We start from the raw sequence: 26,177 nt of genomic DNA, 5'->3' as shown, positions 1-26,177 counted from the left end.
TCCGGCCGGACACCGCCGGGCCCGTCCGATGCCCGGCGACCGGCTCGACCCGGGGGTGCCCGTGCGTGCCCGGCTCGACCCCGTGGTGCCCGTCAGCGTCCGGCTCGCCCCGTGGTGCCCGCCAGCGTCCGGCTGGTCAGCGCGGGTCGCGGCGGGTGGGGCGGACCCACGTCCACACGCACCAGGCGAGCCAGGCCAGCGACACGACGGTGGCCAGCGTCCGCAGCCGGAGCGCGCTGAGCAGCAGCACCACGGCCAGCACCGCCAGCCACGGCCCGAACGCCCTCACGCCCGCCACCGGCCACGCACCAGCCGCCGCACCAGCGGCGGCGCGACCCACGACCAGACGCAGAACAGCAGCCATGCCAGCCCGAACAGGCCGGCGAGCAGGTCCAGCCCGGCCAGGTTGAGCAGCACGATCACGCCCACCGCGATCAGCCAGGTGCGCAGGATGCCGAGCCGGTAGAGCGGGCGCAGCGGCAGCAGCAGCGGATGGGTGTACACCCGGGACTCCCAGGCCGCGTCGGCGTAGTCGGCGTCGGTCGGATCGTGCGCCACCGCCTGGCCGAACGAGCGGTGCGCCGCGTCCACCCGGCCCCGCTGGGCCGCGGCGGCACCGTGCAGCGCGAGCGCCACCGGATGGCCGGGCCAGGCGCCGAGGAACTCCCGGGCCACCCGCTCGGCAGCCCGGTCGTCGCCCCGGGCGTACGCCAGTTGGAAGCGGGAGGCGAAGACCGGCGGCGCCTCCGGGGCCAGCGCGGCGGCCCGGGCCACCAGCCGCTCCGCCTTGTCGGTCTGCCCCACCGCGCTGCACAGGTCGGCGTACTGGCAGAGCAGCCAGGGGTTCTGCGGCTCGACCGCCAGCCCGTCGAGCAGCGCCCGTTCCGCCGGGGCGTACTCGTCGAGGTGGCGCAGGGCGAGGCCGAGCCGGCCGAGCAGTTCCGCGTCCGGGCCGGTCTCGGCGAGACCCTGCCGGGCGACCGTGGCCACCTCCGCCCAGCGGTCCAGGTCGGACAGCGCGGCGGCGCGCAGCCGGAACGCGGCCACGTCGGTGGCCAGCGCGGCGGGCAGCCGGCTCAGCTCGGCCAGGGCCTGCTCGGCCCGGTTGAGTTCCAGCAGCTGGGCGGCCCGCATGAGCACCGCCTCCGGGGCGCTCACGCCGGTACCCCGGTGCCCGCCGGGCCACCGTGCGGCGCCGTCGCGATCCGCTCGCTCATGCGGCGGCCAGCAGGACGATCAGCAGGGCCTCGGCGACCCCGAGCAGCAGCACCGCGGCGATGCCGGGCAGCCAGAGCGACGCCGGCTCACCACCGCGCAGCTCGTACGCCCGGAACCGGCCCTTCTGGGTGACCGAGACGACCAGCCAGACCAGGGCGCCGGCCAGCGCGCCGATCAGCCGGACGGGCCGGTCCGCCGAGCCGGAGAAGACCGTCAGGGTGACCGCCACCCGGGCGGCCAGCGCGGCGATCCCGGCGCCGGCCACCGCCAGCCGGGCCCGGCCGGGCAGGCCCAACCGGGCCGCGTTGACCAGGGCGAGCACGGTGACCGCCGTCGGGCCGCCGAAGACGGCGGGGAAGAGCAACGACTGGGGACGCCACGGCGGGCGCCGCGCTTCGTACGCCGCCGGGGCGATGGTGGGGGTGAACAGGTCGTCGGCCACGGGTCGTCCTGTCTGCGGTAGGGGCAGGCCGGATACTGCCACACCCGGCCCGTCCAGGCGGACCGCCCGCCGGGCGGGAGCCAGCGGGCCGCCGAGGCACCGCCCCCGTCGAGGCGTTGCCCGCCCGGGGCGGTGTTGCCCGGCGGGGCGCGGTGTTGCCCGGCCGGAGCGCGGCCGGCGCGGCGTTGTCCGGCCGGGGCGGGGCCGGGGCGGCGGTGTCCGGCCGGAGCCCGACCAGCGCGGTGTTGCCCGGCCGGGGCGTCGACCGGCGGAGCGTTGCCCGGCGGGCGCGGCCGGGGCGGTGTTGTCCGGCCGGGGCGCGGCCGTGGCGGCGTTGCCAGGCCGAGGCGTCGACCGGCGAGCGGCGGTGGTCAGCGGTCGGGACGGTCTCCGGGCGCCGTCGCCGGTCGTACCGTGGGCGGGCCGGCCTGCGCCGGCACGGCCACCGGCGCCGCGCCGGGCGCCGCCGGCCGGACGGCCGCCGCCGGTGCGACCACCGAGGGCGTCGACCCAGCGCCGGCCGTGGCCAGGAAGGCGGCACCGGCCGCAGAGGACCCGACGGCCGGGGAAGCGGCGCCGGCGGCCGGCGCGGCGGCGGTGGGGGCCGGGGAAACGGCGCTGGCGGCCGGGGAGGTGGCGGTGGGGGCCGGTGGGGTGGCCGGGCCGGGCAGCAGCTCCGGCCAGAGCGCCGCGGTGACCGCCCGTCCCCGGGCCAGCCGCAGCCGCGCCCGGCGGTGCCGCTCACCGAGCACCGCCGCCAGGTAGACCGTCGCCGGCAGGCCGGGCGGCGGGGGTGGGGTGATCACCGCCGCGACCTCGGCCCACAGGCCACGGGCCAGCCGGTCCCGCGCCGGCTCGGCCAACTGGTGCACCCGGGCCAGGTACTGCCGCGCGGCCAGCGCCAGACCGTCGTCGAGCCGGCTCAGGTCCAGCGTGTGCGCCCAGCCGACCAGCGCCGGCACCGAGGTCGGCACCGGCCGCCAGATGATCGCCGACCGGGTGTGCACGACCATCGTGCCGGCCACCAGGTCGCCCAGCCGCCGGCCGTGCCGGTCGGTCAGCATCACCGTCACGCCCGCCACCCAGCTCAGCAGCGGCAGCACCAGCCCGGGCCACTCCACCGCGACGCCGACCAGCGCGCGGGTCAGTGACTGCCGGACGCCGACCGGCGCGCCGTCGGCGCTGACCACCCGCAACCCGACGGCCATCTTGCCGGGCGTCCGGCCGTGGTTGAACCGTTCGAAGAGCACCGGGTAGCCGACCAGCACGGACACCAGCGCGACGGTGCCGACGGCGTTGCTCAGCGCCGCGTCCACCAGGCGCATCGGCAGCGCGGCGAGCACGATGCCGACCAGCATGGCCAGGACCAGCGCGAGCAGCAGTTGGGTCACCACGTCGAGCAGCAGCGCCAGCGCGCGGGAGCCGATCCGGGCGACCCGCACGTCCAGCGCCACGGCCTCTCCGCTGACCAGTCCGGCGTCACCCCAGCCCGGGGCCGGCGGTCGTGGTTGCGCGCTCACCCCGACAGTGAACACTATGATCCGCGAACGGGGGTGGACGGTGGATCTCGACGCGTACGTCGCGGAGCACGGCGGGGAGTGGCGTCGGCTCGAGGCGCTGACCGACCGGCGGCGGTTGGACGCCGCCGAGATCGACGAGTTGGTAGTGCTCTACCAGCGGGCCGCCACGCAACTCTCGGTGCTGCGCAGCCGCTCGCCCGACCCGGCGCTGGTCGGCCAGCTCTCCCAGGTGGTGCTCCGGGCCCGGGCCCGGCTCACCGGACGACCCCGGCCGTCCTGGGCGGCGGTGGGTCGCTTCCTGGTGGCCGGCTTCCCCGGCGCGGTCTACCGGGCCTGGCCGTGGTGGTGCGGTGTGGCGACCGGGTTCACCCTGCTCAGCTTCTTCCTGATCTGGTTCGTGGCCGGAAATCCCGATACCGCGGCGGCGTTCATCGGCGAGGAGGCGGCCGCCGAACTGGCCGACTCCGGCTTCGCCGACTACTACACCGAGTACTCCGCGCCCACCTTCGCCGTCCAGCTCTGGACGCACAACGCCTGGGTGGCCGCCCGCTGCCTGGCCGCCGGGGTGCTCATCGTCCCGGTGCTCTACCTGTTGTGGCAGAACGCGCTGAACATCGGCGTGACCGGCGGGGTGATGGTCTCCCACGGCCGGGCCGACGTCTTCTTCGGCCTGATCACCCCGCACGGGCTGCTGGAGCTGACCGGGGTCTTCGTGGCCGCCGGCGTCGGGCTGCGGACCGGCTGGGCGTGGATCTCGCCACCGGCCGGGCTGACCCGGGGGCAGGCGGTGGCCCGGGCCGGGCGCCAGGCCATCCTGGTCGCCGTCGGGCTGGTCGGGCTCTTCGCGGTCTCCGCCGTCATCGAGGCGTTCATCACCCCCGCGCCCGTGCCGATCCCCTTCCGCATCGCCGCCGGCGCCGCCATCTGGCTCGCCTTCCTCGCCTACATCCTCACCCTCGGCCCCCGCGCCACCCCCACCCCCACCCCCACCCCCACCCCGGTTGATCATGAGGTTAGCGGCGTTCTCGATCTCCAGAACCGCCGCTAACCTCATGATCAACCAGCCGTACCGCAGGGCGGGGTGGGGTGGGGTGGGGTGGTCAGAGTTGGGCTTGGGATTTTAGGCGGAGGTAGGTGTCGGCGAGGGTGGGGGCCAGGCGGCCGGCGGGGGCGTCGACGACCAGGACGCCGTGCCGGGCCAGGGCGGCGCGGATGCGGTCCCGCTCGGCCAGCGCCCGCCAGCCGGCCGCCGCCGCGTAGGCGTCCCGGGGCTGCGCCGGTACGGCCGTGGTGAGCGCGGTCAGCACCGGGTCGTGGGTCGCCGCGATCAGCACCCGGTGCCGGGCGGCCAGCCGGGGCAGGACCGGCAGCAGGCCCGCGCTCAGCGCACCGGCCTCCAGCGCGGTGAAGAGCACCACCAGGCTGCGCTGCCGCTGCCGCCGCAACAGCTCGCCGGCGATCAGGTCGAAGTCCGTCTCCACCAGGGCCGGTTGCAGCGGGGCCAGCGCGTGCACCAGCCGGGGCAGCAGGGCCGGCCGCCCGGTCCCGGTCACCGTGGCCCGTACGGCGGTGTCGGCGGCGAGCAGGTCGACCCGGTCGCCGGCACGCGCGGCGAGGGCGGTGAGCAGCAGCGCCGCGTCGATCGCGGTGTCCAGCCGGGGCTCGTCGCCGACCCGGATCGCCGAGGTGCGGCCGGTGTCCAGCACGCAGACCAGCCGGCGGTCCCGCTCCGGCCGCCAGGTGCGCACCAGCACGTCGGCCCGGCGGGCGCTGGCCCGCCAGTCGATCGAGCGCACGTCGTCGCCGACCACGTACTCGCGCAGGGTGTCGAACTCGGTGCCCTGGCCGCGTCCCCGGGTGACCTGGGTGCCGTCGATCACCCGGAGCCGGGACAGCTTCTCCGGCAGGTGCCGGCGCGAGTCGAAGCGGGGCAGCACGCGCAGCGTCCACGGCGGCGTGGCCGGGCGCTCCGAGCGCTGGCGGAATCCGAGCCCGAGCGGGCCGAGGGAGCGGACGGTCAGCGCCACCGCCGGCCGGTCACCGCGGCGGGTGGGGGTGAGCCGGCTGGGCAGCGCGGCGGACCGGCCGGGCTCGACCCGGACCAGCCGGGTCGGCGGGACGTCCGGACGGGCGCCGGCCGACGGCACCCAGGCGTCGCGGACCTGGGCGCGCAGCGTACGGGCGGAGGGGTTGCCCAGGTGCAGCACGACGGTGGCGGTGCCGCCGAGCCGGACCGTGCGGTCCCCGTCCCGGGTGGCGGTCAGCGCGCTCGGCGGCACCGCCAGCGCCCGGTCCAGCACCACCAGGAGCAGCACCGCCCCGGTCATCACCAGCATCCCGGCGAGCGGCGACGGCCAGGCCGGCAGGGTCAGCGCACCGGCCGCCAGCAGGAGCGCCGCCCGCCAGGTCATCGCGGGGTCGGCACGGTGGCGAGCACCGTGTCCAGCACCGCGTCCACGCTGACGCCCTCCAGTTCGACCTCCGGTCGCAACCGCAGCCGGTGCCGCAGGGTGGGCCGGGCGACCGCCTTGACGTCGTCCGGCACGACGTGGTCCCGGCCGGCCAGCCAGGCCCACGCCTTGGCCGTGCCGAGCAGCGCGGTCGCGCCCCGGGGCGAGGCGCCCAGCTCCAGCGCCGGGGTGGCCCGGGTGGCCCGGCACAGGTCGACCAGGTAGCCGAGGAGCGGCTCCGCCACGTGCACCCGGCCCACCGCGGCCCGCGCCGCGGCAAGGTCGGCCGCCCCGGCCACCGGTCGTACGCCGGCCGCCGCCAGGTCGCGGGGGTCGAAGCCGGCGTGGTGCGCGCGCAGCACGCCCAGCTCCTCCTCCCGGCTGGGCAGCGGCACGGTGAGCTTGAGCAGGAACCGGTCCAGCTGCGCCTCCGGCAGCGGATAGGTGCCCTCGTACTCGATCGGGTTCTGGGTGGCGGCGACGATGAACGGCTCGGGCAGCGGCCGCCGGTCGCCCTCCACCGAGACCTGCCGCTCCTCCATCACCTCCAGCAGCGCCGACTGGGTCTTCGGCGGCGTCCGGTTGATCTCGTCGGCGAGCAGCAGGTTGGTGAAGACCGGCCCCTCCCGGAAGGTGAACGCGGCGGTGTGCGGGTCGAAGATCAGCGACCCGGTGACGTCGCCGGGCATCAGGTCGGGGGTGAACTGCACCCGCTTCGAGGTCAGGTGCAGCGCGGTGGCCACGGTGCGGATGAGCAGCGTCTTGGCCACCCCGGGCACGCCCTCCAGCAGTACGTGGCCGCGGCAGAGCAGGGCGATCACCAGGCCGGTGACGACCGCGTCCTGCCCGACGACCGCCTTGGCCACCTCGGTGCGCAGCCGGTGCAGGGCGGCTCGGGCGGCGTCCGGGTCGGCGATCTGCGGCTCGGCGGTTCCGGCGGGTCGGGTCACCGCGGTTCTCCTTCGGTTCGGTCGGGCAGTGGCACGTCGGGGGAGGCCGGCGGTGCCACCGTACGGGTCACCCCGTCCAGCGCGCGCGCCAGCTCCAGCAGGTCCTGGTCGGTCTCCGGCTCGCCGCCGTACAGCAGCTCCTCGGTCGCGGCCGGCTCGGCGCCGGTGCGGGCGGCGACCGCGCCGGCGACCCGGTCCGGCGCCGCGTCCGCCGGCAGGTTGAGCCGGGGGAGCAGCCGGGTCAGGGCGGCCTCCCGCAGCGTCCGGGCGGCCGCCTCGCGCGCCCCGGCCCGCTGGTAGAGCCGGGCCCGGCCGAGGACCGTCTCGGCGGAGCGGACGGTCACCGGCAGCGGCTCCGCCGCCGGCGGGCCGAGCCGGCGGGCCCGCCAGAGCGCCAGGAACAGCACCGCCAGCGCGAGCTGGGCCAGCAACGCCCAGAACCAGGGCGGGAAGGCGGCCCAGAGCGGGTTCGGCGGGTCGTCCCGGTCGGCGGCCTCGCCGTCGCCGTCACCGGAGCCGGACTGGTCGCCCCCGCCCGGGCCGCCGGGCTGGCCGGGTTCTCCGGGGCCGCCCCGGCCGTCGCCGGTGCCCGTGCCGTCGCCGCTGCCGTCACCGGTCCCGGTGCCCGGACCGTCCTCGGTGGCCGGCGTCCGGGACGGGCGGCCGGTGCCGGTGGCCGGCGGCGGCTCCGGCTCGGCCAGGTCCAGCCAGACCACCCGGCCGGTCACCCCGAGCAGGCCGGTGGCGAAGGCGAGGTTGTCCCACTCGGCGATCCGGTCGTTGCGGAACGGGTCGCTGGCACCGACCGCCACCTGCTCGACCGCCCCGGACACCCGGGCCAGCGCGCCGGCGAAGCAGAACTGGACCTGCTCCGGCCGGTAGGAGCCGGCGGTGTAGCGCTGCAGGCCGACGGCCGCGCTGCCGACCCCGCCCAGCTCGGGCAGCTGGCAGGGCAGCCCGCCGGCCGCCGGGCCGAGCGCCTGCGCCGCCCAGCGGCGCTCGCCGGGCAGCAGCGGCAGCCCGGCGGAGACCAGCACCGGGCGGGCCGGGTCGACCAGGACCAGCCGGGTCCGGGCCGGAAGCCGGTCCAGGGCCCGGACGGTCTCCCGGCGCAGCAGCGCCGGCGCGGGGACGAAGAGCGTGGCCGGCGCGGACCGGACGGCCGCCAGTGCCGCCGCCGTGGTGGTCTCCCGCTGCACGGTGACCCCGCGCTCGCGCAGGGCGGCGGCGAGGCGGCTGCCCCCGTGGTCGCCGGTGGCCACCGGGGAGAGGAAGCCGGCGTCCGGATCGGGCTGGTCGACGGCATGGGTGACCAGGGTGGTGGTGAGCAGCAGCGCGGCCAGCCCGAGCGGGATCACGATCCGGTGCCACCGCCGGCCCCGCCCGCCGCGCCCCTTGGCGGTGGTGGTGGCCCCGGTCCGCGCGCCGGCTGTCGTCGTCGCGGTCACGGCCGGTCCTCCCGCTCGGCCGGCCCGGCCAGCACCCGGTGCAGCTCGCCGGCGTGCTCCCGCATCCGGCGGTCGTGCTCGGCGGTGGCGGGGCGCTCGGCGTACCAGAGTTCGGAGAAGATCGCGCCGGCCGCGCGCAGCGGCGGGCCGACCGGCGGGTGGTGCTCGCTCGCCGTGGCGATCACCTCGGTGACGGTCATCCCGGAGCGCAGCCGCACCATCCGGCGGGTCACCAGCTCGCGGAGCATGGCCCGCAACCGCTCGCGGACCGCCTCGGCGTAGCGGCCCTCGGCGGCCAGCCGGTCGGCCAGGGACAGGTGGACGGCCGCCGCCGGCTCCTCGGCCGGCTCCCGGGCGGCGGGCACGACCGGCGCGGCGGTCGCCGGGCCCGGCCGGGCCCGGCGTCTCCGCCGGCACAGCCGGGGCAGCCGGCGGGGCACCCAGGCCGGGTAGGTGTACCACGCGACGGCGACCAGCACCGCCGCGAGCACCAGCAGCAGCGCGGCCAGGGGCAGCGGTACCCGGTCACCGAGGGACGCCGTGGTCTCGGTCCACCACCGGCTGAAGCTCATCGCCCGGCCGCCAGCAGCGCGGCGTCCGGCGTGCCGGCCGGAGCGCGGGCGAGCAGGATGTCCAGCCCTTCGGTGCGGATCCGGGTCTCCAGGTGGACCGCCGCGTCCAGGCAGGCGATCGCCGGATACGCCACGCTGTTCACGCCCGCCCAGACGAGCAGGGACACCGGGATCTGCCACGCCTCGGGCAGCAGGTCGAGCCCGTCCAGCCCGTAGTAGACGCCCACCCCGAGGCCGACCCGGACGAGCCACCAGGCGAGGTAGCCGAGCAACCGGACGGCGCCGGCCCGGCCCCCGGCGCGGACCGCGAGCGCGGCCGAGCGCAGCGGGGCGCGCAGCGGGTGCACCCGGTCCACGACCAGCGCCGGGGTCACCGCGCCGAGCAGGGCGAAACCGATGATCCAGGTGGGTCCGAGCAGGGCGGCGGTGGTCATCACCGCACCCACCACCGGCACCAGCAGCAGGGTCGCCCCCCACCGTGCCCCGGCGGGGCGGAGCAGGTCCCGGGCGCCGGCGCGCCGGCCGAGCAGCGCCGCCCCGGCGGCCCGTGCGGCCGGGTTGCCGAGCAGCGCGATGATCATCGACTCGGTGGCCGCGCCGATGACCAGCAGCAGCCAGTACCAGCCGAACCGGCCGAACTCGACGAACCAGACGGGCGGTTCCGTGCCGGCCGCCAGGCGTACCGGCAGGAGCAGCAGCTGCTCGCCCGCGGCCAGCACCGCGGCGAGAGGGACCAGCACCCGGGCGTGGTCGCGCAGCAGCAGGACCGCCGAGTCGAGCAGCTCACCGACGGTGAGCGGGCGACGCGGGAGCACGGCGGTCGGGCCGGCGTCGGGCACGCGTACTCCTGGTGGACGAACGGTGGTGGCGCGTGACGGCGCACGCGGGGATCATGGTGTCACGCGCGGTCCGCCGAGGTGGACCCGCACGCCGGGCGGTGTCCGGGGGGCCGGTTGCTGGGCGACGGCGTCCCGCGGCAGTACCGTGCCGGGTGACGTGGATCCCACCGAACTGAACGGGGATGGAAAATTAATCCCATGAGAGCCCGGGTACTGGTGGTCGACGACGACCCAGCGCTCGCCGAGATGCTCGGCATCGTCCTGCGCAGCGAGGGCTTCCTGCCCTCGTTCGTGGCCGACGGGGAGCGGGCCTTGGCCGCCTTCCGCGACAATCGGCCCGACATCGTGCTGCTCGACCTGATGCTGCCCGGTATGAGTGGTATCGACGTGGCCCGGTCGATCCGCGCCGAATCGGGCGTTCCGATCGTCATGCTGACCGCCAAGAGCGACACCGTCGACGTGGTCCTCGGCCTCGAGTCCGGTGCCGACGACTACGTGGTCAAGCCGTTCAAGCCCAAGGAACTGGTCGCCCGGATGCGGGCCCGGCTGCGGCGCGGCGAGGACGCCGCCCCGGAGATGCTGACCATCGGGCCGCCCGGCAACCAGATCACCATCGACGTCCCGGCGCACACGGTGAGCCGTAACGGCGAGGAGGTGAAGCTCACCCCGCTGGAGTTCGACCTGCTGGTCGCGCTGGCCCGCAAGCCGCGCCAGGTGTTCACCCGCGAGGTGCTGCTGGAGCAGGTCTGGGGCTACCGGCACGCGGCGGACACCCGGCTGGTCAACGTGCACGTGCAGCGGCTCCGCGCCAAGATCGAGCCGGATCCCGAGCGGCCGGAAATCATCCTCACGGTTCGCGGCGTGGGCTACAAGGCGGGGACCGGATAGCCTGGTCGCACTGTGGTCACCTCCCCGGTCCAGGACTCCCCGTCACCAGCTCCCCGCCGCCGCGGCGCCGCGTGGGAGCTGTGGCGCGGGCTCGCCGCCCGCGGTGCCCGGCTGCTCGCCGGCCTGCACCAGACCTGGCGGCGCTCGTTGCAGCTGCGGGTGGTGACCATCACCCTGGTCGCCTCCAGCCTGCTGGTGGGCGGGTTCGCGTACGTGATCGCCAACAAGATCACCGACATCCTGCTGGAGAACGCGGTCACCGACACCCGGCTGCGGCTGACCAGCGGGGCGGACTACACCGCCAAGCAGGTCTCGCTCTTCAGCCAGCCGCAGGAGGCCCAGCTCCAGGACACCATCGAGGGCACCGTCAACTACCTGGCCGGCGGTGACCCGCAGCAGACCAGCGGCGTGGTGGTGGCGATCACCGCCGACGACCACCCCGGCATCCTGCAGACCCGCAGCTCGCCCGCGATCGACGTCCGGCCGCTGATCAGCCGGGAGCTGCGGGCCGCGGTCGCCGACGGCAACGTGGCCAAGCAGATCCGCACCGGCCGGCTCACCGGCGAGCGCACGAAGTACCTGGTGTACGGCTCCCCGGTGCCGACCGAGTTCGGCCAGATCGAGATCTACTACTTCGTACCGCTGGCCCGGCAGGACGCCGCCGCGGCCGACGCCCGGACCACCGTGGCGGCCACCGGTGTCGCCCTGGTGCTGCTGCTCGGCCTGCTGGCCGCGCTGGTCACCCGGCTGGTGGTGACCCCGGTACGGGTGGCCGCCCGGACGGCGCAGCGGCTCTCCGCCGGGCTGCTCGACCAGCGGATGGCGGTCAACGGCGAGGACGACCTGGCACTGCTCGCCGCCTCCTTCAACCAGATGGCCACCAACCTGCAACGGCAGATCCTCCGCCTGGAGGAGATGTCCCGGTTGCAGCGCCGCTTCACCTCGGACGTGTCGCACGAGCTGCGGACGCCGTTGACCACGGTCCGGATGGCGGCCGACCTGATCTTCGCCGAGCGCGACGAGTTCGACCCGGCGGTCGCCCGCAGCGCCGAACTGCTCCAGGCCGAGCTGGACCGGTTCGAGGAACTGCTCACCGACCTGCTGGAGATCAGCCGCTTCGACGCCGGCTTCGCCATGCTCGACGCCGAGCCGACCGACCTGGTGCCGGTGGTGCACCGGGTCGCCGACCGGCTGGCCGGGCTGGCGGAGCGGGTCGGGGTGGCCATCGAGCTGGACGTGCCGACCGCCCCGGTGATCGCCGAGGTGGATCCGCGCCGGGTCGAGCGGGTGCTGCGCAACCTGGTCGGCAACGCGGTCGAGCACGGCGAGGGCAAGCCGGTGCTGATCACCCTGGGCGCGGACGAGACAGCGGTGGCGATCACCGTCCGGGACCGCGGGGTGGGGCTCAAGCCGGGCGAGGAGAAGCTGGTCTTCAACCGGTTCTGGCGGGCCGACCCGTCCCGTGCCCGGCAGACCGGTGGCACCGGGCTCGGGTTGTCGATCAGCCTGGAGGACGCCCGCCTGCACGGCGGCTGGCTGGAGGCGTGGGGGGCGCCGGGGCAGGGTGCCCAGTTCCGGCTCACCCTGCCGGCCCGCGCCGGCGACCGGCTCACCACCTCCCCGCTGCGCCTGGTGCCGGCCGACGCGGCGCTGCCGTTCGGCGGCCCGCGCGACGGTGGGCTGCTGGCCATCGGGCCGGGCGCCGGTGGCGCGCTGGCCGTCACGCCGGCGCCCGCCGGTGACGGGACGGCCGGGGAGCGGGCGGAGGCGCGGTCGTGAGGCGCCCGCTGCTGACCGGCGTCGCGGGCGTCGCACTGCTCGCCCTCGGGCTGACCGGCTGCGGCATCCCGGCCAGCACCGATGTCGAGGTGGAGCGCCGGGTCTCCACGGCCGGGGCCGGGTCCGTCAGCGGCGGCAGCCTCCAGCCGCCGGCCCGGACGGCCGCCGGGAGCAACGCCCAGACGTTCGTCAACAACTTCCTGGCCGCCGCCGCCGGCGAGCCGGACCGCGCCTACGACCGGGTCAAGGAGTTCATCGACCCGCGGCACCACGACCGGCTCCAGGAGAAGCAGGGCAGCGAGGTCGCCCTCACCGTGGTACGGCTGACCGACGATCCGGTGATCACGCCCGACGTCGACAGCACGAAGGTGACCATCAACGTGCAGCAGGTCGGCCTGCTGCGGGCGAACGGCACCCTGCTGCCCCCGGTGGCCACCGAGCGCAGCTACGAGTTCAAGCTGGTCAGCGCGGCCGTCCCCGGCCAGGGCGACGTCGAGCAGGCCGGCCTGTACGTGCAGGACCCGCCGAACGCGCTGCTGCTCAGCGACGTGGCGCTGGCCCAGTACTACAAGGAGTCCTCGGTCTACTTCTGGAGTTCCGACCGCGCCCGGCTGGTGCCCGACCTGCGTTACCTGCCCGAGGCGGTGCCGGAGGAGCGGCAGGTCACCGAGGTGGTCCGCTGGCTGATCGGCGGCCCGTCCGACTGGCTGCGCACGGCGGTCGTCCCGCTCCCCGACCGCACCGAGCTGATCAACAACGCCACCGGCAGCGCCGACCGGTGGGAGGTCAACCTGGCGCTGCCCGCCAACGACGAGGAGCGGCTGGACCAGTTCGCGACCCAACTCGCCTGGTCGCTGCCCAACCTCGACGGGCAGGTGGAACTGAAGGTGCAGAACCAGTCCCGCCGGGTGGTCGACCTGGCCGGCCAGCGGCGGGCCAACCCGGTCTACGAGCTGGCGCAGAACCCGCACCGGTTCTGCGTCTACGACGGCGCCGTGCACCCGCTCGCCGTGGTGGGGGAGCCCGGAACGGTGCCGCTGGCCGAGGGCGACAACCGCAACGTGGTGTCGGCCAACTTCGACCGGATCAACGACCGGACGCTGGCCGCGCTGGTGGTCACCGGCCCGGACAAGCGGCAGCGGCTGGCCGTCGGCAGCGGCGCCGCCCCGCTGGCCGGCCTGCGCAAGGGGCCCGTACACACGGCGGTGGGCCGGCCGGTCTGGCTGCGTACCCTCGACCCGCTGCAGCCGCGCGGGCTGGTGGTGGCCGACGGGAGCCTCTACCTCTTCGACCGCGACGCGCGGATGAGCAGGGTGCAGCTCAACGGCGTGACCGGGGCGGTCACCGCCGTGGCGGCGTCGCTGGACGGCCAGCGGATCGCGCTCATCGTCGGCGGCGGGCTCTACGTGGCCGCCGTGGACATGGACGGCGACAGCGTCACCGTCGGGCCGGCGCGGCGGGTGTTCACCTCGCTGACCGCGCTCTCGGCGGTCGACTGGGCCGGCGAGGACCGGCTGGTGGTGGGCGGTTCGACCGACCGCCCGGCGGTCTACGACGTCAGCGTCGACGGCGCCCGGCAGACCGCGCTGCAGGAGAACGTGGGCGCCCGGGTGACCCACCTGGTGGCGTACCCGGTCAACCCGGTGGCACCGCAGCCCAGCGCGGTGATGTACGAGGCCAACGGGGTCTCCTACAGCGGGTCGACGCGGATCCAGTCGGACCAGGTGCTCGACGTCAACCCGGACCCGACCGGGGACCGCTCCGGCAACCCGACCGCCCCCTTCTTCCTCTACTGATCCCGGTGCGGGACGTCGGCGCGCTCTGGGCGGACCTCGCCGACCTGGTGCTGCCCGCCGACTGCGCGGGTTGCCGGGAACGCCGGCCCGGCCTGCGGCACGGCGTGTGCCCGGCGTGCGCCGGGCTGTTGCAGGCGCTGCGGCCCCGTCCGGCGCGACCCACACCCGCCCCGCCCGGCCTGCCGCCCTGCGTCGCCCTCGGCCCGTACGCCGGGCCGCTGCGGGAGACGCTGCTGGCCTACAAGGAACACGGCCGGCACGGCCTGGCCCGGCCACTGGGCGGACTGCTCGCCGAGGTGGTGGCGACCGCGCTCGGCGGGCCGCGCCCGGTGACCCTGGTGCCGGTGCCGGACACGGCGGCGGCGGCCCGGGCCCGCTACGGCGACCACCTCGGCCGGCTGGCCCGGCACTGCGCGTACCGGCTGCGGCGGGCCGGCTGGCCGGTGCGGGTCTCGCGCCCGCTGCGCGCCCTGCCCCGCCCGGACTCGGTGACGCTGGACAGCGCGGGCCGGGCCGCGGCGGCCGAGTCGGCGTTCCGGTCGCGCGGCCGGGTGCCGCCGGCGCCGCCGGGGACCGCCGTGGTGGTGCTGGACGACATCGTCACCACCGGCGCCACGATCGCCGCCGTCAGCCGCGAGCTGGTTGCGACCGGACTGTCACCCACGGTGGCCGCGGTGCTCGCGGCGACCGAGAAACGGCAACAGTCGTAACCGTTCGTGTTTCCGTTTCACCCGATGGTGTACGAGCTGTGAAAATTCCTGAGCCGTCTCGGCAACCAGGGGTGACTGTGCCTGGAACAGGAGTTAGCGTTTTGCTGTCGGGGGTAGGAGGTCTTTCCCACCCGCCCCCGGCGGTGAAAGGAGGCGTAGCCGTATCGACCGGTCGACGCCGAGTGGGACCTCCCCGGGGCGTGCGACCGGATGCCGGATCGAACGACCATCCGAGCAAGGAGGTCACGTGGACATCGTGGTCAAGGGCCGGAACGTCGAAGTTCCCGACCATTACCGGGTGCACGTCGCGGAGAAACTCGCGAAGATCGAACGCTACGATCACAAACTCATTCGGGTCGATGTGGAGCTGTTCCACGAGCGCAACCCGCGCCAGGCGGACCACTGCCAGCGAGTGGAGATAACCTGCGTGTCCCGTGGCCCGGTGATCCGGGCCGAGGCGTGCACGAACGACTTCTACAGCGCGCTCGACGCGGCGATCGCCAAGCTCGACACCCGGTTGCGCCGGGCGGCCGACCGCCGTCGGGTCCACCGGGGTCGGCACGCGCCGCTCTCCGTGGCCGCCGCCACCGCCGGCCTGCCCGTGGCGGATCTCGACGCCCCGCCGCTGTCCGCCCCGGTGAACGGCGCCAGCGCGGCCACCGCCACCGCGGTCGCCGAACGGGTCGACACCGAGGACGAGTACGACGACCAGCCCTGGCACATCGCGCGGGAGAAGGTGCACCCCGCCGAGCCGATGACCGTCGACGACGCGCTGTTCCAGATGGAGCTCGTCGGCCACGACTTCTACCTGTTCCAGGACAAGGAGTCCGGCCGGCCGAGCGTCGTCTACCGCCGGCACGCCTACGACTACGGGATCATCTCGCTGGCGATCTGAGCAGTCGAGCGCCGTCGTGGTGGCGGCACCCGACCGCCACCACGACCGGCCGCGCGGCCCGGTGGGCACCGCTCGACGGTCCGCGGTCGCCGGCGGCGGCACCGCCCCCGGCGACCGCGCGGGTCAGCGCAGCTCCTCCGGTAGCAGGCCGAAGACCAGGTCGTCGATCCGCGTTCCGGCCAGGCCGGGCAGCCGCCCGCGCAGCAGCCCCTCGCGGCGGAACCCGACCTTCTCCAGCACCCGGTGCGAGGCGATGTTGTCGGGCATGGTGCCGGCGGTCAGCCGGGCGATGCCGGTCGGCCCGAACGCCCAGCCGGCGAGCAGCCGGACGGCCCGGGTGGCGAGGCCGCGACCCCGCGCGGCCGGCAGCAGCGCGTAGCCGAGGCTCGCCTCACCCGCCGGCAGGTCGGTGTACGACAATCCGCAGCTGCCCAGCGGTTCGCCGGTGGTCGCGTCGACGATCAGCAGCCGCGCGATGGCGCCGGTGAGCCAGGCGCTCTCCGAGAGTCGGCAACGCCGCTCGATCGCGTCCCGGGTGGGCGGCACGGGTGGTGCCTGGTTCGCCACCACCTCGGGCAGCGTGTGCAGCCGGAACATCAGGTCCGCGTCGTCCGGGGCGAGCCGGCGCAGGGTCACCGCGCCGTCGGTGAGCCGGCCGTCGGCCAGGTCGGGCAGCGGGCGCGGGGCCGGTCCGGGCGGGTCGCCGGCGAGGCGTACCCAGGCGAGCAGGTCGTGCCGGCCGCCGTCACGGTTCGGGCTGGCGGCGCGGCGTACGCCCTCGTAGCGGAAGCCGGCGGCGAGCGCGACCCGCTGGCTGGCGGTGTTCTCCTCGTGGGTGAACAGTTCCAGCCGGGCGGTCCCGGTGGCGAACGCGTGCTCCGCCAGCGCCCGGGTCGCCGCGCTGGCCACGCCCCGCCCGCGCGCCCACGGCGCCACCCAGTAGCCGATCTCGGCCTGGCTCCGGTAGGGCACCGGGTGGCCCAGCCCGACCGCGCCGAGCAGCCGGTCGGTGTCCGGGTCGGCCACCACGTAGGCGGCCCCGCCGCTGGCCCAGGCCGCGGGCGCCCCCTCGGTGACCCACCAGCGGGCGTCCGCCTCGGTGTACGGCGACGGCAGGCCGGAGATGAAGCGCTGGGTCAACGGGTCGGCGCAGGCGGCGGCGGTGTCGGCGACGTCGTCCGCCCGGTTCTCCCGCAACCGCACCCCGTACGCCTCGATGACCTTCGGCGTCACGTCAGGTCCTCGGCGAGCAGCCCGGCGACCCAGACGTCCAGCCGCTGGCCGCGGTGGTTGACCCCGCCCCGGGCGGTGCCCTCGACGGTGAAGCCGGCCTTCTCGGCGACCCGGCGGGAGGCGGTGTTGCCCACGTCGGCCCGCCACTCGACGCGGGCCAGGCCGAGCGTGGCGAAGCCCCAGGCGCAGAGCGCGGCGAGGGCGGCCGGCTGGTAGCCCCGGCCCCGGGCGTGCGGGGCGGTCATGAAGCCGACGTCGGCCACCAGCGGGTCGGCCGGGGAGATGCGCAGGTCGATCGAGCCGGCGTACCGGTCATCGGCGTCGGCGATCGCGTACGTCGCCCCGGTGCCTCCCGCCCAGCCCGCCTCCGCGACGTCCCGGCGGAACCCCTCGGCGTGCTCGCGCTGGTACGGGTCGGGCACCGTGGTCCAGCGGACCGTCTCCGGGTCTCGGCAGGTGGCCACGATGGCGTCCAGGTCGCGTTCCTCCACCGGGCGCAGCCGTAGCTCGGTGGCGCCGGCGGTGGCGAAGAGGACCGGCTGCGGGCGGCCGAAGACGGCGGCCCGCCGGGCCTCCAGGGTGCCGGGGCCGGCGGGACCGGTGCTGCCGGGGGCCGGCACCTCGCCGGGCAGCAGCGAGCCGATCCAGCCCTGGTTGCCGCCCTCCGGGGTCGGGTCCGCCAGCCGCAGCCGCCCCTCGATCCGGAACCCGGTGCGGAGCGCCACCAGCCGGGACGCGTGGTTGCCGACCTCGGCCTGCCAGATCAGCCGGCGCAGCTCGAGGCTGTCGAAGGCCCAGCGGGCGACCGCCCGGGCGGCCCGGACGGTGACCCCGCGCCCGCGGGCCCAGGGGGCGACCCAGTAGCCGATCTCGCCGGAGCGCAGGACGGGGTCGATGGAGACCAGCCCGCACGACCCCAGCAGCTCACCGGTGACCGCGTCGCAGACCGCGAACGGCGCACCCCGGCCGGCCGCCCAGTCGCCCGGCGCCACCTCGGTGACGAACGCGCTGGCGTGTTCGGGCCGGTACGGGCGAGGTACGGTGGTCCAGCGCTGGATGTCCGGATCCTGGCACGCCCGGTGCACGGCGTCGGCGTCGGTGGCCTGCCACGGGCGCAGCAACAGGCCGTCCTCGGTGATCTCCACGGGGTCCACCGGGTCATCGTGCCGGATCGTTCGCGGACGGCGTAACGGATAATCCCGGCGCTGGCGGATCGGCTGCGCGTTATGTCGTTTTCGCCGGGCCGGACCGCCGCCACCAGTGACCATCGCCCCGATGGAGCGCCTACGATGGTTCGAGACTGTCTAGGGGAGCGTTGATCCGTGTCGATTCTGGAAAAGGTCCTCCGCGCGGGCGAGGGCCGTATGGTGCGCCGGCTCAAGGCCATCGCCGCCGCCGTCAACTCGATCGAGGACGACTACGTCAACCTCACCGACGAGGAACTGCGCGACATGACCGTGCAGTTCAAGGAGCGGCTGGCCGACGGCGAGACCCTCGACGACCTGCTGCCCGAGGCCTTCGCGGTGTGCCGGGAGGCGGCCGCCCGGGTGCTCGGCCAGCGCCCGTACGACGTCCAGGTGATGGGCGGCGCGGCGCTGCACTTCGGCAACATCGCCGAGATGAAGACCGGTGAGGGCAAGACCCTGACCTCGGTCATGCCGGTCTACCTCAACGCGCTCTCCGGCAAGGGCGTGCACGTGGTCACGGTCAACGACTACCTGGCCCAGCGCGACGCCGCCTGGATGGGCCGGGTGCACGAGTTCCTCGGCCTCACCGTCGGCGTGGTGCTGCCCAACCGGCCGGCCAGCGAGCACCGGGCCGCGTACGAGTGCGACATCACCTACGGCACCAACAACGAGTTCGGCTTCGACTACCTGCGCGACAACATGGCCTGGTCCCGGGAGGAACTGGTCCAGCGCGGGCACAACTTCGCCGTGGTCGACGAGGTCGACTCGATCCTGATCGACGAGGCCCGGACCCCGCTGATCATCTCCGGCCCGGCCGAGCACTCCGCCCGCTGGTACGGCGAGTTCGCCGCGGTGGTGGCCCGGCTCCAGCCCGGCAAGGACGGCGAGGGCGACTACGAGGTCGACTACGCCAAGCGGACCATCGCGGTCACCGAGCGCGGCGTGGCCAAGGTCGAGGACCGGCTCGGCATCGACAACCTGTACGAGTCGGTGAACACCCCGCTGGTCGGCTACCTGAACAACGCGATCAAGGCCAAGGAGCTCTACAAGCGCGACAAGGACTACATCGTCAGCGACGGCGAGGTCCTCATCGTCGACGAGTTCACCGGCCGCATCCTGCACGGCCGCCGCTACAACGAGGGCATGCACCAGGCGATCGAGGCCAAGGAGGGGGTGGAGATCAAGCAGGAGAACCAGACCCTGGCCACCATCACCCTCCAGAACTACTTCCGCCTCTACGAGAAGCTCTCCGGCATGACCGGTACCGCCCAGACCGAGGCGGGCGAGTTCAACAAGGTCTACAAGGTCGGCGTGGTGACCATCCCGACCCACCGGCCGATGATCCGGCAGGACCGCCCGGACGTCATCTACAAGACCGAGAAGGCCAAGTTCAACGCCGTGGTGGAGGACATCGCCGAGCGGCACGAGGCCGGGCAGCCGGTGCTGGTGGGCACCGTCTCGGTGGAGAACTCCGAGATCCTCTCCCAGCTGCTGCGCCGCCGGGGCATCCCGCACTCGGTGCTGAACGCCAAGTTCCACGCCCGGGAGGCCGAGATCGTCGCCCAGGCCGGGCGCAAGGGCGCGGTCACGGTGGCCACCAACATGGCCGGCCGGGGCACCGACATCCTGCTCGGCGGCAACCCCGAGTTCCTCGCCGCGAGCGAGCTGCGCCAGCGCGGCCTCGACCCGATCGAGCACGAGGAGGAGTACGCCAAGGCGATGGAGGAGGTCCTGCCCAAGTGGAAGCAGGCCTGCGACGCCGAGGCGGAGGAGGTGGCCGCCGCCGGCGGCCTCTACGTGCTGGGCACCGAGCGGCACGAGTCCCGGCGGATCGACAACCAGCTGCGCGGTCGTTCCGGCCGGCAGGGTGACCCGGGCGAGTCCCGGTTCTACCTGTCCCTGCAGGACGAGCTGATGAAGCGGTTCCGCTCCGGCGCGGTCGAGGCGGTCATGGACCGCTTCAACATCCCGGAGGACGTGCCCATCGAGTCGAAGATGGTCACCCGGCAGATCAAGAACGCGCAGGCCCAGATCGAGGGCCAGAACGCCGAGATCCGCAAGAACGTCCTGAAGTACGACGAGGTGCTGAACAAGCAGCGCACGGTGATCTACGCCGAGCGTCTCCGGGTGCTCAACGGCGAGGACCTCTCCGACCAGGTCCGCAACATGATCGACGACGTCGTCGAGGCGTACGTGCAGGGGGCCACCGCCGAGGGCTACGGCGAGGACTGGGACCTCGAGCAGCTCTGGTCCAGCCTCAAGCAGCTCTACCCGGTCGGCGTCACGATCGAGGAGCTGGAGGAGGAGGCCGGCGGTTCCCGGGCCGGCATGGACGCCGACTTCCTGATGTCCCGCCTCAAGGAGGACGCGCACGCCGCGTACGACCGGCGGGAGGAGCAGCTCGGCGAGGAGGCGGTACGCCAGCTGGAGCGGATGGTGCTGCTCCAGGTGATCGACCGCAAGTGGCGTGAGCACCTCTACGAGATGGACTACCTGCAGGAGGGCATCAACCTGCGGGCGTACGCCCAGCGCGACCCGGTGATCGAGTACCAGCGCGAGGGCTTCGACATGTTCGCCACCATGATGGACGGCATCAAGGAGGAGACGGTCGGCTTCCTGTTCAACCTGGAGGTCCAGGTCGCCGAGCCGGAGCCGGAGGCCGAAGAGGTCAAGCTGCTCGACAAGCCGGTGGAGATCCGGGCCAAGGGCCTGAACCGGGCGCCCCAGCAGCAGGGCCTGCAGTACTCCGCGCCGACCATCGACGGCGAGGCGGGCCGCGGCTCGGTGGCCGTCGAGCAGGCCGACGAGCAGGCGCCGGCGCTGGGCATCGGGCGTGGCGCGAAGGCCGCCCCGGCCGGGCCGGGCACCACCGCGCCGAGCGCCCCGCAGCGTCCGACGAGCGGGCTGCGCGGCCCGGCCGTGGCGTCGAACTCGGCCCGGCGGGCCGCCCCGGGGCAGGCGGAGGCGAGCAACGGCCCGTCCCGCAACGCGCCCTGCCCGTGCGGTTCCGGCCGCAAGTACAAGCGCTGCCACGGTGCCCCCAACGGCGGCGCCTGATCCGACAGTCGCCCCGACGGGCCCCGGCCGACCTGGCCGGGGCCCGTCGGCGTTCCCGGGTCCATCCGCACCCGGCCGGCCGTGCGGAGAGCTGGAGACCCGGGACGTCCACCGACCGAGCCAGGTGGACGCCCCGGGCGGTCCAACGGCCGCCGAGCCGGCGGGACCGACGACCGGTTACGGCGGCACCGGGTGACCCACGCGGCGTGCGGCATCTGGTGGTCTTTCGTCGCGGGGAAGCCCCGGGATGCCGCATCCGGAGTGGATCAACAGGTGGCCGTCCGCGGCCGGGGTGGGGGCCCGGGTCAGAGGACCTGGAGGGCGGTGCAGAGCCAGGCGCCGCGGCGGTGTTCCAGGCGCAGCGCCATTGCCCAGGTGTGGCCGTTGCCGCCGGCCAGCACCGCGGCCACCTCGACGGCGGCGGCCCGGGGTTCGCAGACCCGCAGCCGGCGCAGCCGCACCGCGGGCCGGGTGGACCGGCGGCGTACCGGGCCCGTCCGCGTGCCGGCCCGGGCCAGCTCGGGCAGCAGCTCGGCGGCCCGGCCGGGATCGAGCAGCGGCCGGAGTTGGCCGGGTGGGCGGTAGCCGTTGAGCACTTCGAGGCAGGTACCGACGAACCGGTGGGCGGCCCGGGTCGCCTCCGGGGTGGCGGTCACCAGGGCGCCGGGGGGCAGCGGGCCGGGGGTGTGCCGACCGGGGCGGGCGGGGGTCGGCCCGGCCCGCAGTCGCCGGTCCGGCGGGCGGCCGGGCTCGCGGCGGGCCGCCTCGAACAGGTCGAGGGCGAGCTGGCCCGGCCCGGGCGACGGCCAGTGGCTGCCGTCCTCGTCGGCGTAGGGCGGCTCGAAGGAGGGCGCGGGCCGCAGCCGCACCGGCGGTCGCGACGGGCCGGGTCGGCGGGAGTCCGTCATCGCGCTACCCCCTTGTTCTTGCGTTTGCCTTCGTTTGCCTCCGAACGAGTCTCATTGTTGGGCATGGCGAAGCCTGTGGTCAATGGCTCCGCGCACTGGTCGGGTCACTCCTGGTCGCGGTCGGCGAGCGGGTTGCTGCGTACCCACTCGGCGGTCTCCGCGTACTTGCGCTGGATGTACTCCTCCAGTTGGGCCCGCTCCACGCGCCACTGGCCACGCCCGCCGATCTTGATCGCCGGCAGTTCGCCGCTGCGCACCATGTGGTAGACCTGCGAATCCGACACGTTCAGCTCGGCGGCCACGTCGGAGAGGAGCAGGAACCTCGGCTCCACGGAAACTCCCGGGGTTGGCGTCGTTTGGCTCAGTTTGCCATCGCCCGCCCGCGCCGCCCAGCGTCCGACCGGCCGCCCGGGCGACGTCCGGGCGGGACACACCGGGGCGGAACTTCCACCAGCGCGGTGCGGGGTGTATGACGGTCACGGCGTACGGCATGATCGGCGCCCGGGCCGGTGGACGCCGGCGGAGGATCTCAGCAGGGAGACACCGGTGACCGACGACCTTGTCCGGGTGTACGTGCCGGCGACCGTCCCGATCCTGGCCCGGCTGCGCGAGCAGGGGCTCAGCGCGGAGCGGGCGCACGCGGTGACCCCGGCCCTGCGGGAGTGGTACGCCGAGGGCGACGAGGAGGAGCTGGAGTACGTCGCCTTCACCCGTGCCGCCCAGGACGCGTTGCAGCTGCTCCGGGCCGACCCGGACGCGCCCCGCCGCCGGGTGGTGGTCTCGGCCGACCTGCCGGCCGCCGCGGTCGGGCGGGGCGACGGCGAGCTGGGGTCGAGCGCGGTGGAGCTGACCCGGCCGGTGCCGATCGACGCCGTCGCGGCGATCCACGTGGACGGGTCGGAGGCGACCGAGGACGTGGCCGCCGCCGCGGAGGTGGTCGCCGAGGCGCTCGCCGGTGACCCGGACGCGCAGTTCACCGTCGACGGCGCCGAGGACCACGAGCTGGAGTGGTACGACGTCACCGAGCTGGAGCTGCTGCTGCGTACCGCCGGCTGACGGCGGGCGGAGTCAGCGCTCGGTGACCTCCACCGGCTCGTCGTCGTCGCCGGCGGCCGGGCCGAGCGTGCGGCCGAACGCGATCAGCGCGGTCAGCGCGCCCACGAAGAGCACCCAGATGCCGTTGTCCACCCGCGAGGTGCCCAGCGACGTCTGGGCCACCGCGTCCGCCTCGCTCAGCGCGGCGGCCAGGTCGAGCAGGGAGCGCCCGCCGACCCGGATGATCACCTCGGCGACGAGCAGCAGCAGGCCCGGGCCGGCCCCGGCCGCCAGGTACGCCGGCCAGCGCAGCGCCGGGGCGTCCGGGTCCCGCCGGGCGGCCCGGCGGCGCGCCCAGGCCAGGTAGCCGAAGGCGAGCAGGCCGGCGACCACCCCGGCGAGCAGCGACTCGGTACGCGACACCCACTTGGCCGCGTTCACCAGGGACTCCTGGGTGCCCCCGGCCCCGAAGAGGTCGAACAGCGGGTCGCGGGCCCGGCTGAACGCCACCACGAAGACCAGCGTGCCGAGCGCGGCGGCCACCACCGCGCCGACGGTCGGGGCGCTGCGCGCGCCGGCGGCGGCCCCGCCGATGATCGCCGCGGCGGCGCTGGTGCCGGCGATCACGTTGGTGGTCGCGTTGTCGGCGTAGGTCAGGTTGATCGCGAACGCGGTGGCCAGCCCGATCAACAGGCCGGCGCCGATCGCCGCGAGGAAGCGCAGGGTGGCCCGGTCGCCGACCCGGTGACCGAGCAGGTCGACGCCGAAGAGGGCGAAGGCGGCCCCGGCGACCAGCGCGGCGGAGATCACCCCGGGCAGCGCGAAGGCGGAGAGGCTGATCGCGGTGACCCCGGCCGCCGCCGAGGTGATCGCCTCACGGGTCGACCAGAGCATGGCGGCCAGCCAGCCCAGGGCGAGCAGCGCGAGCAGCGCCGCCCCCGGCACGGGCGCCGGCCCGCGCACCGCGGCGGGCTCGTCGTCGGTGGCCGCGTCCCGGTCGGCGTCGGCCGTGTCGGGGTCGCCGGCCTCGCCCGCCCGGTCCGCTCCGGTCGCCCGCTGGACGGCGGCGGCGGTCGTCGCGCCGGTCGTGGAGGCGCCGGATCCAGCAGCCGTGGTGGGGTCGTCGGCCACCGGCTGGTCCGACTCCGCGGCCGCGGAGCCGCCGGGCTGCTTGGTCATCGTCTCCCCTTCGAGGCGGGCCGGCATCCGGGCGGTCGGCCGGGCCGGGGCAGGCAGGTCACCGGCACCCCAGCGTACGCGCTCACCCACCCCACCCGTCCCGCCGCCGTCCCCCGGCCGCCGCGGTGATCGATGGGTCGGGGTCGGGACCGGCGCGCATCCCGAGCCCCCACCCCGCGATCAACGGGCAGGGGTCCGGGGGAGGGTGGTGGGGAGGGGGTCGCGTGGGAAGATTGGGCTCGGTCCCGCCGCCGCGACCGGCTACCGCCGCGCGGCGTTCCGGCGCAGGTCACCCGGCCGCGCGCCAGCGGGTCCGGTTTCGCCACCGCTGTCGAGATCGCCAGGAGCCTTGATGGACGCCGTGTTCTCCGTACCCGAGCCCCGCAACGAGCCGGTACGCAACTACGAGCCGGGCAGCGCCGACCGGGAACGGCTCCAACGGCGGCTGGCCGAGCTGGCGGCCGAGCGCATCGACCTGCCGATGACCATCGCCGGCGAGCAGCGGATGGCGGGCGGCGAGTCGATCGACGTGGTCCAGCCGCACAAGCACGCGCACGTGCTGGGGGTCACCGCGCACGCCACCCACGACGACGCGCGCGCGGCGGTCAAGGCCGCCAAGGACGCCGCCCCGATGTGGCGGGCGTTGCCGTTCGAGGAGCGCGCGGCGATCTTCCTGCGCGCCGCCGAGCTGCTGGCCGGCCCCTGGCGGGACACCCTGAACGCGGCCACCATGCTGGGCCAGTCCAAGACCGCCATCCAGGCCGAGATCGACTCGGCCTGCGAGTTCATCGACTTCCTCCGGTTCAACGTGCACTTCGCGCGCCGGCTCCTCGCCGAGCAGCCGCTCTCCTCGCCGGGCACCTGGAACCGGTTCGACCACCGGCCGCTGGAGGGGTTCGTCTACGCGATCACCCCGTTCAACTTCACGGCGATCGCCGGCAACCTGCCCTCGGCGCCGGCCCTGCTCGGCAACACGGTGGTCTGGAAGCCGGGCCCGACCCAGCAGTTCGCCGCGCACTTCACCATGCGGCTGTTCGAGGCGGCCGGCCTGCCGCCCGGTGTGATCAACATGGTCACCGGGCGGGGCGAGGAGGTCTCCGACGTGGTGCTGGCCGACCCCGACCTGGCCGGCATCCACTTCACCGGCTCCACCAAGGTCTTCCAGCACCTGTGGAAGACCGTCGGCGACAACATCTCCCGCTACCGGGGCTACCCCCGGCTGGTCGGCGAGACCGGCGGCAAGGACTTCGTCGTCGCGCACTCCAGCGCCGACGTGGACGCCCTGCACACCGCCCTGATCCGGGGCGCCTACGAGTACCAGGGCCAGAAGTGCTCGGCGGCGTCGCGGGCGTACGTGCCGCGGTCGATCTGGGAGGGTGGGCTGCGCGACCGGCTGGCCGCCACCGCCGACGCCCTCACCTACGGTGACGTCACCGACTTCAGCAACTTCGGTGGCGCGGTGATCGACGCCAAGGCGTTCGACCGGCACACCGCCGCGCTGGAGCTGATCAGCGGGGACGACACCTGCCGGATCATCGCCGGCGGCACCGCCGACGACTCGGTCGGCTACTTCGTCCGGTCCACCCTGTTCGAGTGCACCGACCCGGCCCACGAGACCTTCACCACCGAGTACTTCGGCCCGATCCTCGGCGTGCACGTCTTCGACGACGCCCGGTTCGACGAGGTGGTCGCGCAGGCCGAGTCGATCGCCCCGTACGCGCTGACCGGCTCGATCTTCGCGACCGACCGCCAGGTGGTCGACGCGGTGGCGGAGAAGATGCGGTACGCGGCCGGCAACTTCTACATCAACGACAAGCCGACCGGGGCCGTGGTCGGGCAGCAGCCATTCGGCGGCGCCCGGGCCAGCGGCACCAACGACAAGGCCGGCTCCTGGCACAACCTGGTGCGCTGGATGTCGCCGCGGACGATCAAGGAGACCTTCGTCCCGCCGACCGACCACACGTACCCCCACATGGGCTGAACCGGCGGCGGCCCGCCGGCGGCACGTGTTGCGCGCCGCCGGCGGGCTCCGGTCCGGCCGCTCGGTCGGCGGTCGGCGGGAGTCCGGACG

The 26,177-nt window shown here is 75.2% G+C and carries 23 protein-coding genes; 9 read left to right on the top strand and 14 right to left on the bottom strand.

All coding sequences use genetic code 11. The features are described from left to right. Nucleotides 1-136 precede the first annotated feature (136 nt). The 4 genes from Q3W71_RS05110 to Q3W71_RS05095 form a co-directional block, all read right to left on the bottom strand. Nucleotides 137-289, bottom strand: coding sequence for a hypothetical protein (locus Q3W71_RS05110; RefSeq protein WP_302918103.1), 153 nt, complete (start codon nucleotides 287-289; stop codon nucleotides 137-139). Further along, on the bottom strand, nucleotides 286-1,158 hold the full coding sequence (locus tag Q3W71_RS05105; RefSeq protein WP_302918102.1) for a hypothetical protein: 873 nt from the start codon (nucleotides 1,156-1,158) through the stop codon (nucleotides 286-288). Before Q3W71_RS05105 ends, Q3W71_RS05110 begins: the two co-directional genes overlap by 4 nt. 55 nt (nucleotides 1,159-1,213) lie before the next feature. After that, nucleotides 1,214-1,660 carry a hypothetical protein gene (locus Q3W71_RS05100; RefSeq protein WP_302918101.1) on the bottom strand — a complete coding sequence of 149 codons (447 nt, stop codon included), beginning with the start codon at nucleotides 1,658-1,660 and terminating at the stop codon, nucleotides 1,214-1,216. Between the two features lie 371 nt (nucleotides 1,661-2,031). Next, complete coding sequence (locus Q3W71_RS05095; protein WP_302918100.1) at nucleotides 2,032-3,180, bottom strand: RDD family protein; 1,149 nt, start codon at nucleotides 3,178-3,180, stop codon at nucleotides 2,032-2,034. A 16-nt stretch (nucleotides 3,181-3,196) separates the two neighbouring features. On the opposite strand from Q3W71_RS05095, the gene Q3W71_RS05090 reads away from it, so the two are divergent. Beyond that, on the top strand, nucleotides 3,197-4,228 hold the full coding sequence (locus tag Q3W71_RS05090; protein ID WP_302918099.1) for a stage II sporulation protein M: 1,032 nt from the start codon (nucleotides 3,197-3,199) through the stop codon (nucleotides 4,226-4,228). 52 nt (nucleotides 4,229-4,280) lie between these two features. Here Q3W71_RS05090 and Q3W71_RS05085 read toward each other — a convergent pair whose 3' ends face one another. Genes Q3W71_RS05085 through Q3W71_RS05065 form a run of 5 tightly spaced genes read right to left on the bottom strand, consistent with a single transcriptional unit; the run spans nucleotide 4,281 to nucleotide 9,439 of the window. Next, a complete protein-coding gene (locus tag Q3W71_RS05085; protein WP_302918098.1) occupies nucleotides 4,281-5,591 on the bottom strand; it encodes a DUF58 domain-containing protein in 1,311 nt (436 codons plus the stop codon). Then, on the bottom strand, nucleotides 5,588-6,580 hold the full coding sequence (locus tag Q3W71_RS05080) for a MoxR family ATPase (protein ID WP_302918097.1): 993 nt from the start codon (nucleotides 6,578-6,580) through the stop codon (nucleotides 5,588-5,590). The genes Q3W71_RS05085 and Q3W71_RS05080 overlap by 4 nt, the downstream gene beginning before the upstream one ends. Next, nucleotides 6,577-8,028: a DUF4350 domain-containing protein gene (locus Q3W71_RS05075; protein WP_302918096.1), complete on the bottom strand. Its 1,452-nt coding sequence runs from the start codon at nucleotides 8,026-8,028 to the stop codon at nucleotides 6,577-6,579. Before Q3W71_RS05075 ends, Q3W71_RS05080 begins: the two co-directional genes overlap by 4 nt. Further along, a complete protein-coding gene (locus Q3W71_RS05070; RefSeq protein WP_302918095.1) occupies nucleotides 8,025-8,600 on the bottom strand; it encodes a DUF4129 domain-containing protein in 576 nt (191 codons plus the stop codon). Before Q3W71_RS05070 ends, Q3W71_RS05075 begins: the two co-directional genes overlap by 4 nt. Continuing rightward, on the bottom strand, nucleotides 8,597-9,439 hold the full coding sequence (locus tag Q3W71_RS05065; protein ID WP_302918094.1) for a hypothetical protein: 843 nt from the start codon (nucleotides 9,437-9,439) through the stop codon (nucleotides 8,597-8,599). Before Q3W71_RS05065 ends, Q3W71_RS05070 begins: the two co-directional genes overlap by 4 nt. A gap of 198 nt (nucleotides 9,440-9,637) precedes the next feature. On the opposite strand from Q3W71_RS05065, the gene mtrA reads away from it, so the two are divergent. The 5 genes from mtrA (at nucleotide 9,638) to raiA (ending at nucleotide 15,507) form a co-directional block, all read left to right on the top strand. Beyond that, complete coding sequence (mtrA, locus tag Q3W71_RS05060; protein ID WP_088995875.1) at nucleotides 9,638-10,327, top strand: MtrAB system response regulator MtrA; 690 nt, start codon at nucleotides 9,638-9,640, stop codon at nucleotides 10,325-10,327. A gap of 12 nt (nucleotides 10,328-10,339) precedes the next feature. Then, a complete protein-coding gene (gene mtrB, locus Q3W71_RS05055; RefSeq protein WP_302918093.1) occupies nucleotides 10,340-12,106 on the top strand; it encodes an MtrAB system histidine kinase MtrB in 1,767 nt (588 codons plus the stop codon). Further along, the gene (locus Q3W71_RS05050; protein WP_302918092.1) at nucleotides 12,103-13,902 is read left to right on the top strand and encodes an LpqB family beta-propeller domain-containing protein; all 1,800 of its coding nucleotides are present in this window, start codon (nucleotides 12,103-12,105) and stop codon (nucleotides 13,900-13,902) included. Before mtrB ends, Q3W71_RS05050 begins: the two co-directional genes overlap by 4 nt. Before the next feature lie 5 nt (nucleotides 13,903-13,907). Then, nucleotides 13,908-14,612, top strand: a complete 705-nt coding sequence (locus Q3W71_RS05045) for a ComF family protein (protein WP_302918091.1) — start codon at nucleotides 13,908-13,910, stop codon at nucleotides 14,610-14,612. 247 nt (nucleotides 14,613-14,859) lie between these two features. Beyond that, the gene (raiA, locus tag Q3W71_RS05040; protein ID WP_302918090.1) at nucleotides 14,860-15,507 is read left to right on the top strand and encodes a ribosome-associated translation inhibitor RaiA; all 648 of its coding nucleotides are present in this window, start codon (nucleotides 14,860-14,862) and stop codon (nucleotides 15,505-15,507) included. Between the two features lie 123 nt (nucleotides 15,508-15,630). Here raiA and Q3W71_RS05035 read toward each other — a convergent pair whose 3' ends face one another. Both Q3W71_RS05035 and Q3W71_RS05030 read right to left on the bottom strand, forming a co-directional pair. Further along, a complete protein-coding gene (locus Q3W71_RS05035) occupies nucleotides 15,631-16,740 on the bottom strand; it encodes a GNAT family N-acetyltransferase (protein WP_302918089.1) in 1,110 nt (369 codons plus the stop codon). Then, nucleotides 16,737-17,894 carry a GNAT family N-acetyltransferase gene (locus Q3W71_RS05030; RefSeq protein WP_302918088.1) on the bottom strand — a complete coding sequence of 386 codons (1,158 nt, stop codon included), beginning with the start codon at nucleotides 17,892-17,894 and terminating at the stop codon, nucleotides 16,737-16,739. Before Q3W71_RS05030 ends, Q3W71_RS05035 begins: the two co-directional genes overlap by 4 nt. A 168-nt stretch (nucleotides 17,895-18,062) precedes the next feature. On the opposite strand from Q3W71_RS05030, the gene secA reads away from it, so the two are divergent. Next, nucleotides 18,063-20,984 (top strand): preprotein translocase subunit SecA, encoded by a 2,922-nt coding sequence (gene secA, locus Q3W71_RS05025; RefSeq protein ID WP_302918087.1) that lies wholly within the window; start codon nucleotides 18,063-18,065, stop codon nucleotides 20,982-20,984. Nucleotides 20,985-21,289: 305 nt separating this feature from the next. Here secA and Q3W71_RS05020 read toward each other — a convergent pair whose 3' ends face one another. Continuing rightward, nucleotides 21,290-21,892, bottom strand: a complete 603-nt coding sequence (locus Q3W71_RS05020; RefSeq protein WP_302918086.1) for an Rv3235 family protein — start codon at nucleotides 21,890-21,892, stop codon at nucleotides 21,290-21,292. Between the two features lie 104 nt (nucleotides 21,893-21,996). Next, nucleotides 21,997-22,224 carry an AlpA family transcriptional regulator gene (locus Q3W71_RS05015; protein WP_302918085.1) on the bottom strand — a complete coding sequence of 76 codons (228 nt, stop codon included), beginning with the start codon at nucleotides 22,222-22,224 and terminating at the stop codon, nucleotides 21,997-21,999. Between the two features lie 214 nt (nucleotides 22,225-22,438). On the opposite strand from Q3W71_RS05015, the gene Q3W71_RS05010 reads away from it, so the two are divergent. Next, a complete protein-coding gene (locus Q3W71_RS05010) occupies nucleotides 22,439-22,948 on the top strand; it encodes a hypothetical protein (protein ID WP_302918084.1) in 510 nt (169 codons plus the stop codon). A 12-nt stretch (nucleotides 22,949-22,960) separates the two neighbouring features. Here Q3W71_RS05010 and Q3W71_RS05005 read toward each other — a convergent pair whose 3' ends face one another. Then, the gene (locus Q3W71_RS05005) at nucleotides 22,961-24,106 is read right to left on the bottom strand and encodes a hypothetical protein (RefSeq protein ID WP_302918083.1); all 1,146 of its coding nucleotides are present in this window, start codon (nucleotides 24,104-24,106) and stop codon (nucleotides 22,961-22,963) included. 352 nt (nucleotides 24,107-24,458) lie between these two features. On the opposite strand from Q3W71_RS05005, the gene pruA reads away from it, so the two are divergent. Beyond that, nucleotides 24,459-26,087 (top strand): L-glutamate gamma-semialdehyde dehydrogenase, encoded by a 1,629-nt coding sequence (gene pruA, locus Q3W71_RS05000; RefSeq protein ID WP_302918082.1) that lies wholly within the window; start codon nucleotides 24,459-24,461, stop codon nucleotides 26,085-26,087. Nucleotides 26,088-26,177: the final 90 nt, after the last annotated feature.

Origin of the sequence: Micromonospora sp. C28SCA-DRY-2, from assembly GCF_030519475.1 — a bacterium.
Taxonomy (GTDB): domain Bacteria; phylum Actinomycetota; class Actinomycetes; order Mycobacteriales; family Micromonosporaceae; genus Micromonospora.
The sequence above is the reverse complement of the archived record's forward strand: the minus strand, read 5'-3'. Positions and strand labels throughout refer to the sequence as shown.

What these genes read in the sequence shown, in the direction of transcription:
- mtrA (WP_088995875.1), top strand. Translation starts at nt 9,638, where the DNA reads ATGAGAGCCCGGGTACTGGTGGTCGACGACGACCCAGCGCTCGCCGAG.
- Q3W71_RS05070 (WP_302918095.1), bottom strand. Translation starts at nt 8,600, where the DNA reads ATGAGCTTCAGCCGGTGGTGGACCGAGACCACGGCGTCCCTCGGTGAC.
- Q3W71_RS05090 (WP_302918099.1), top strand. Translation starts at nt 3,197, where the DNA reads ATGATCCGCGAACGGGGGTGGACGGTGGATCTCGACGCGTACGTCGCG.
- Q3W71_RS05085 (WP_302918098.1), bottom strand. Translation starts at nt 5,591, where the DNA reads ATGACCTGGCGGGCGGCGCTCCTGCTGGCGGCCGGTGCGCTGACCCTG.
- pruA (WP_302918082.1), top strand. Translation starts at nt 24,459, where the DNA reads ATGGACGCCGTGTTCTCCGTACCCGAGCCCCGCAACGAGCCGGTACGC.
- Q3W71_RS05005 (WP_302918083.1), bottom strand. Translation starts at nt 24,106, where the DNA reads ATGACCAAGCAGCCCGGCGGCTCCGCGGCCGCGGAGTCGGACCAGCCG.
- Q3W71_RS05020 (WP_302918086.1), bottom strand. Translation starts at nt 21,892, where the DNA reads ATGACGGACTCCCGCCGACCCGGCCCGTCGCGACCGCCGGTGCGGCTG.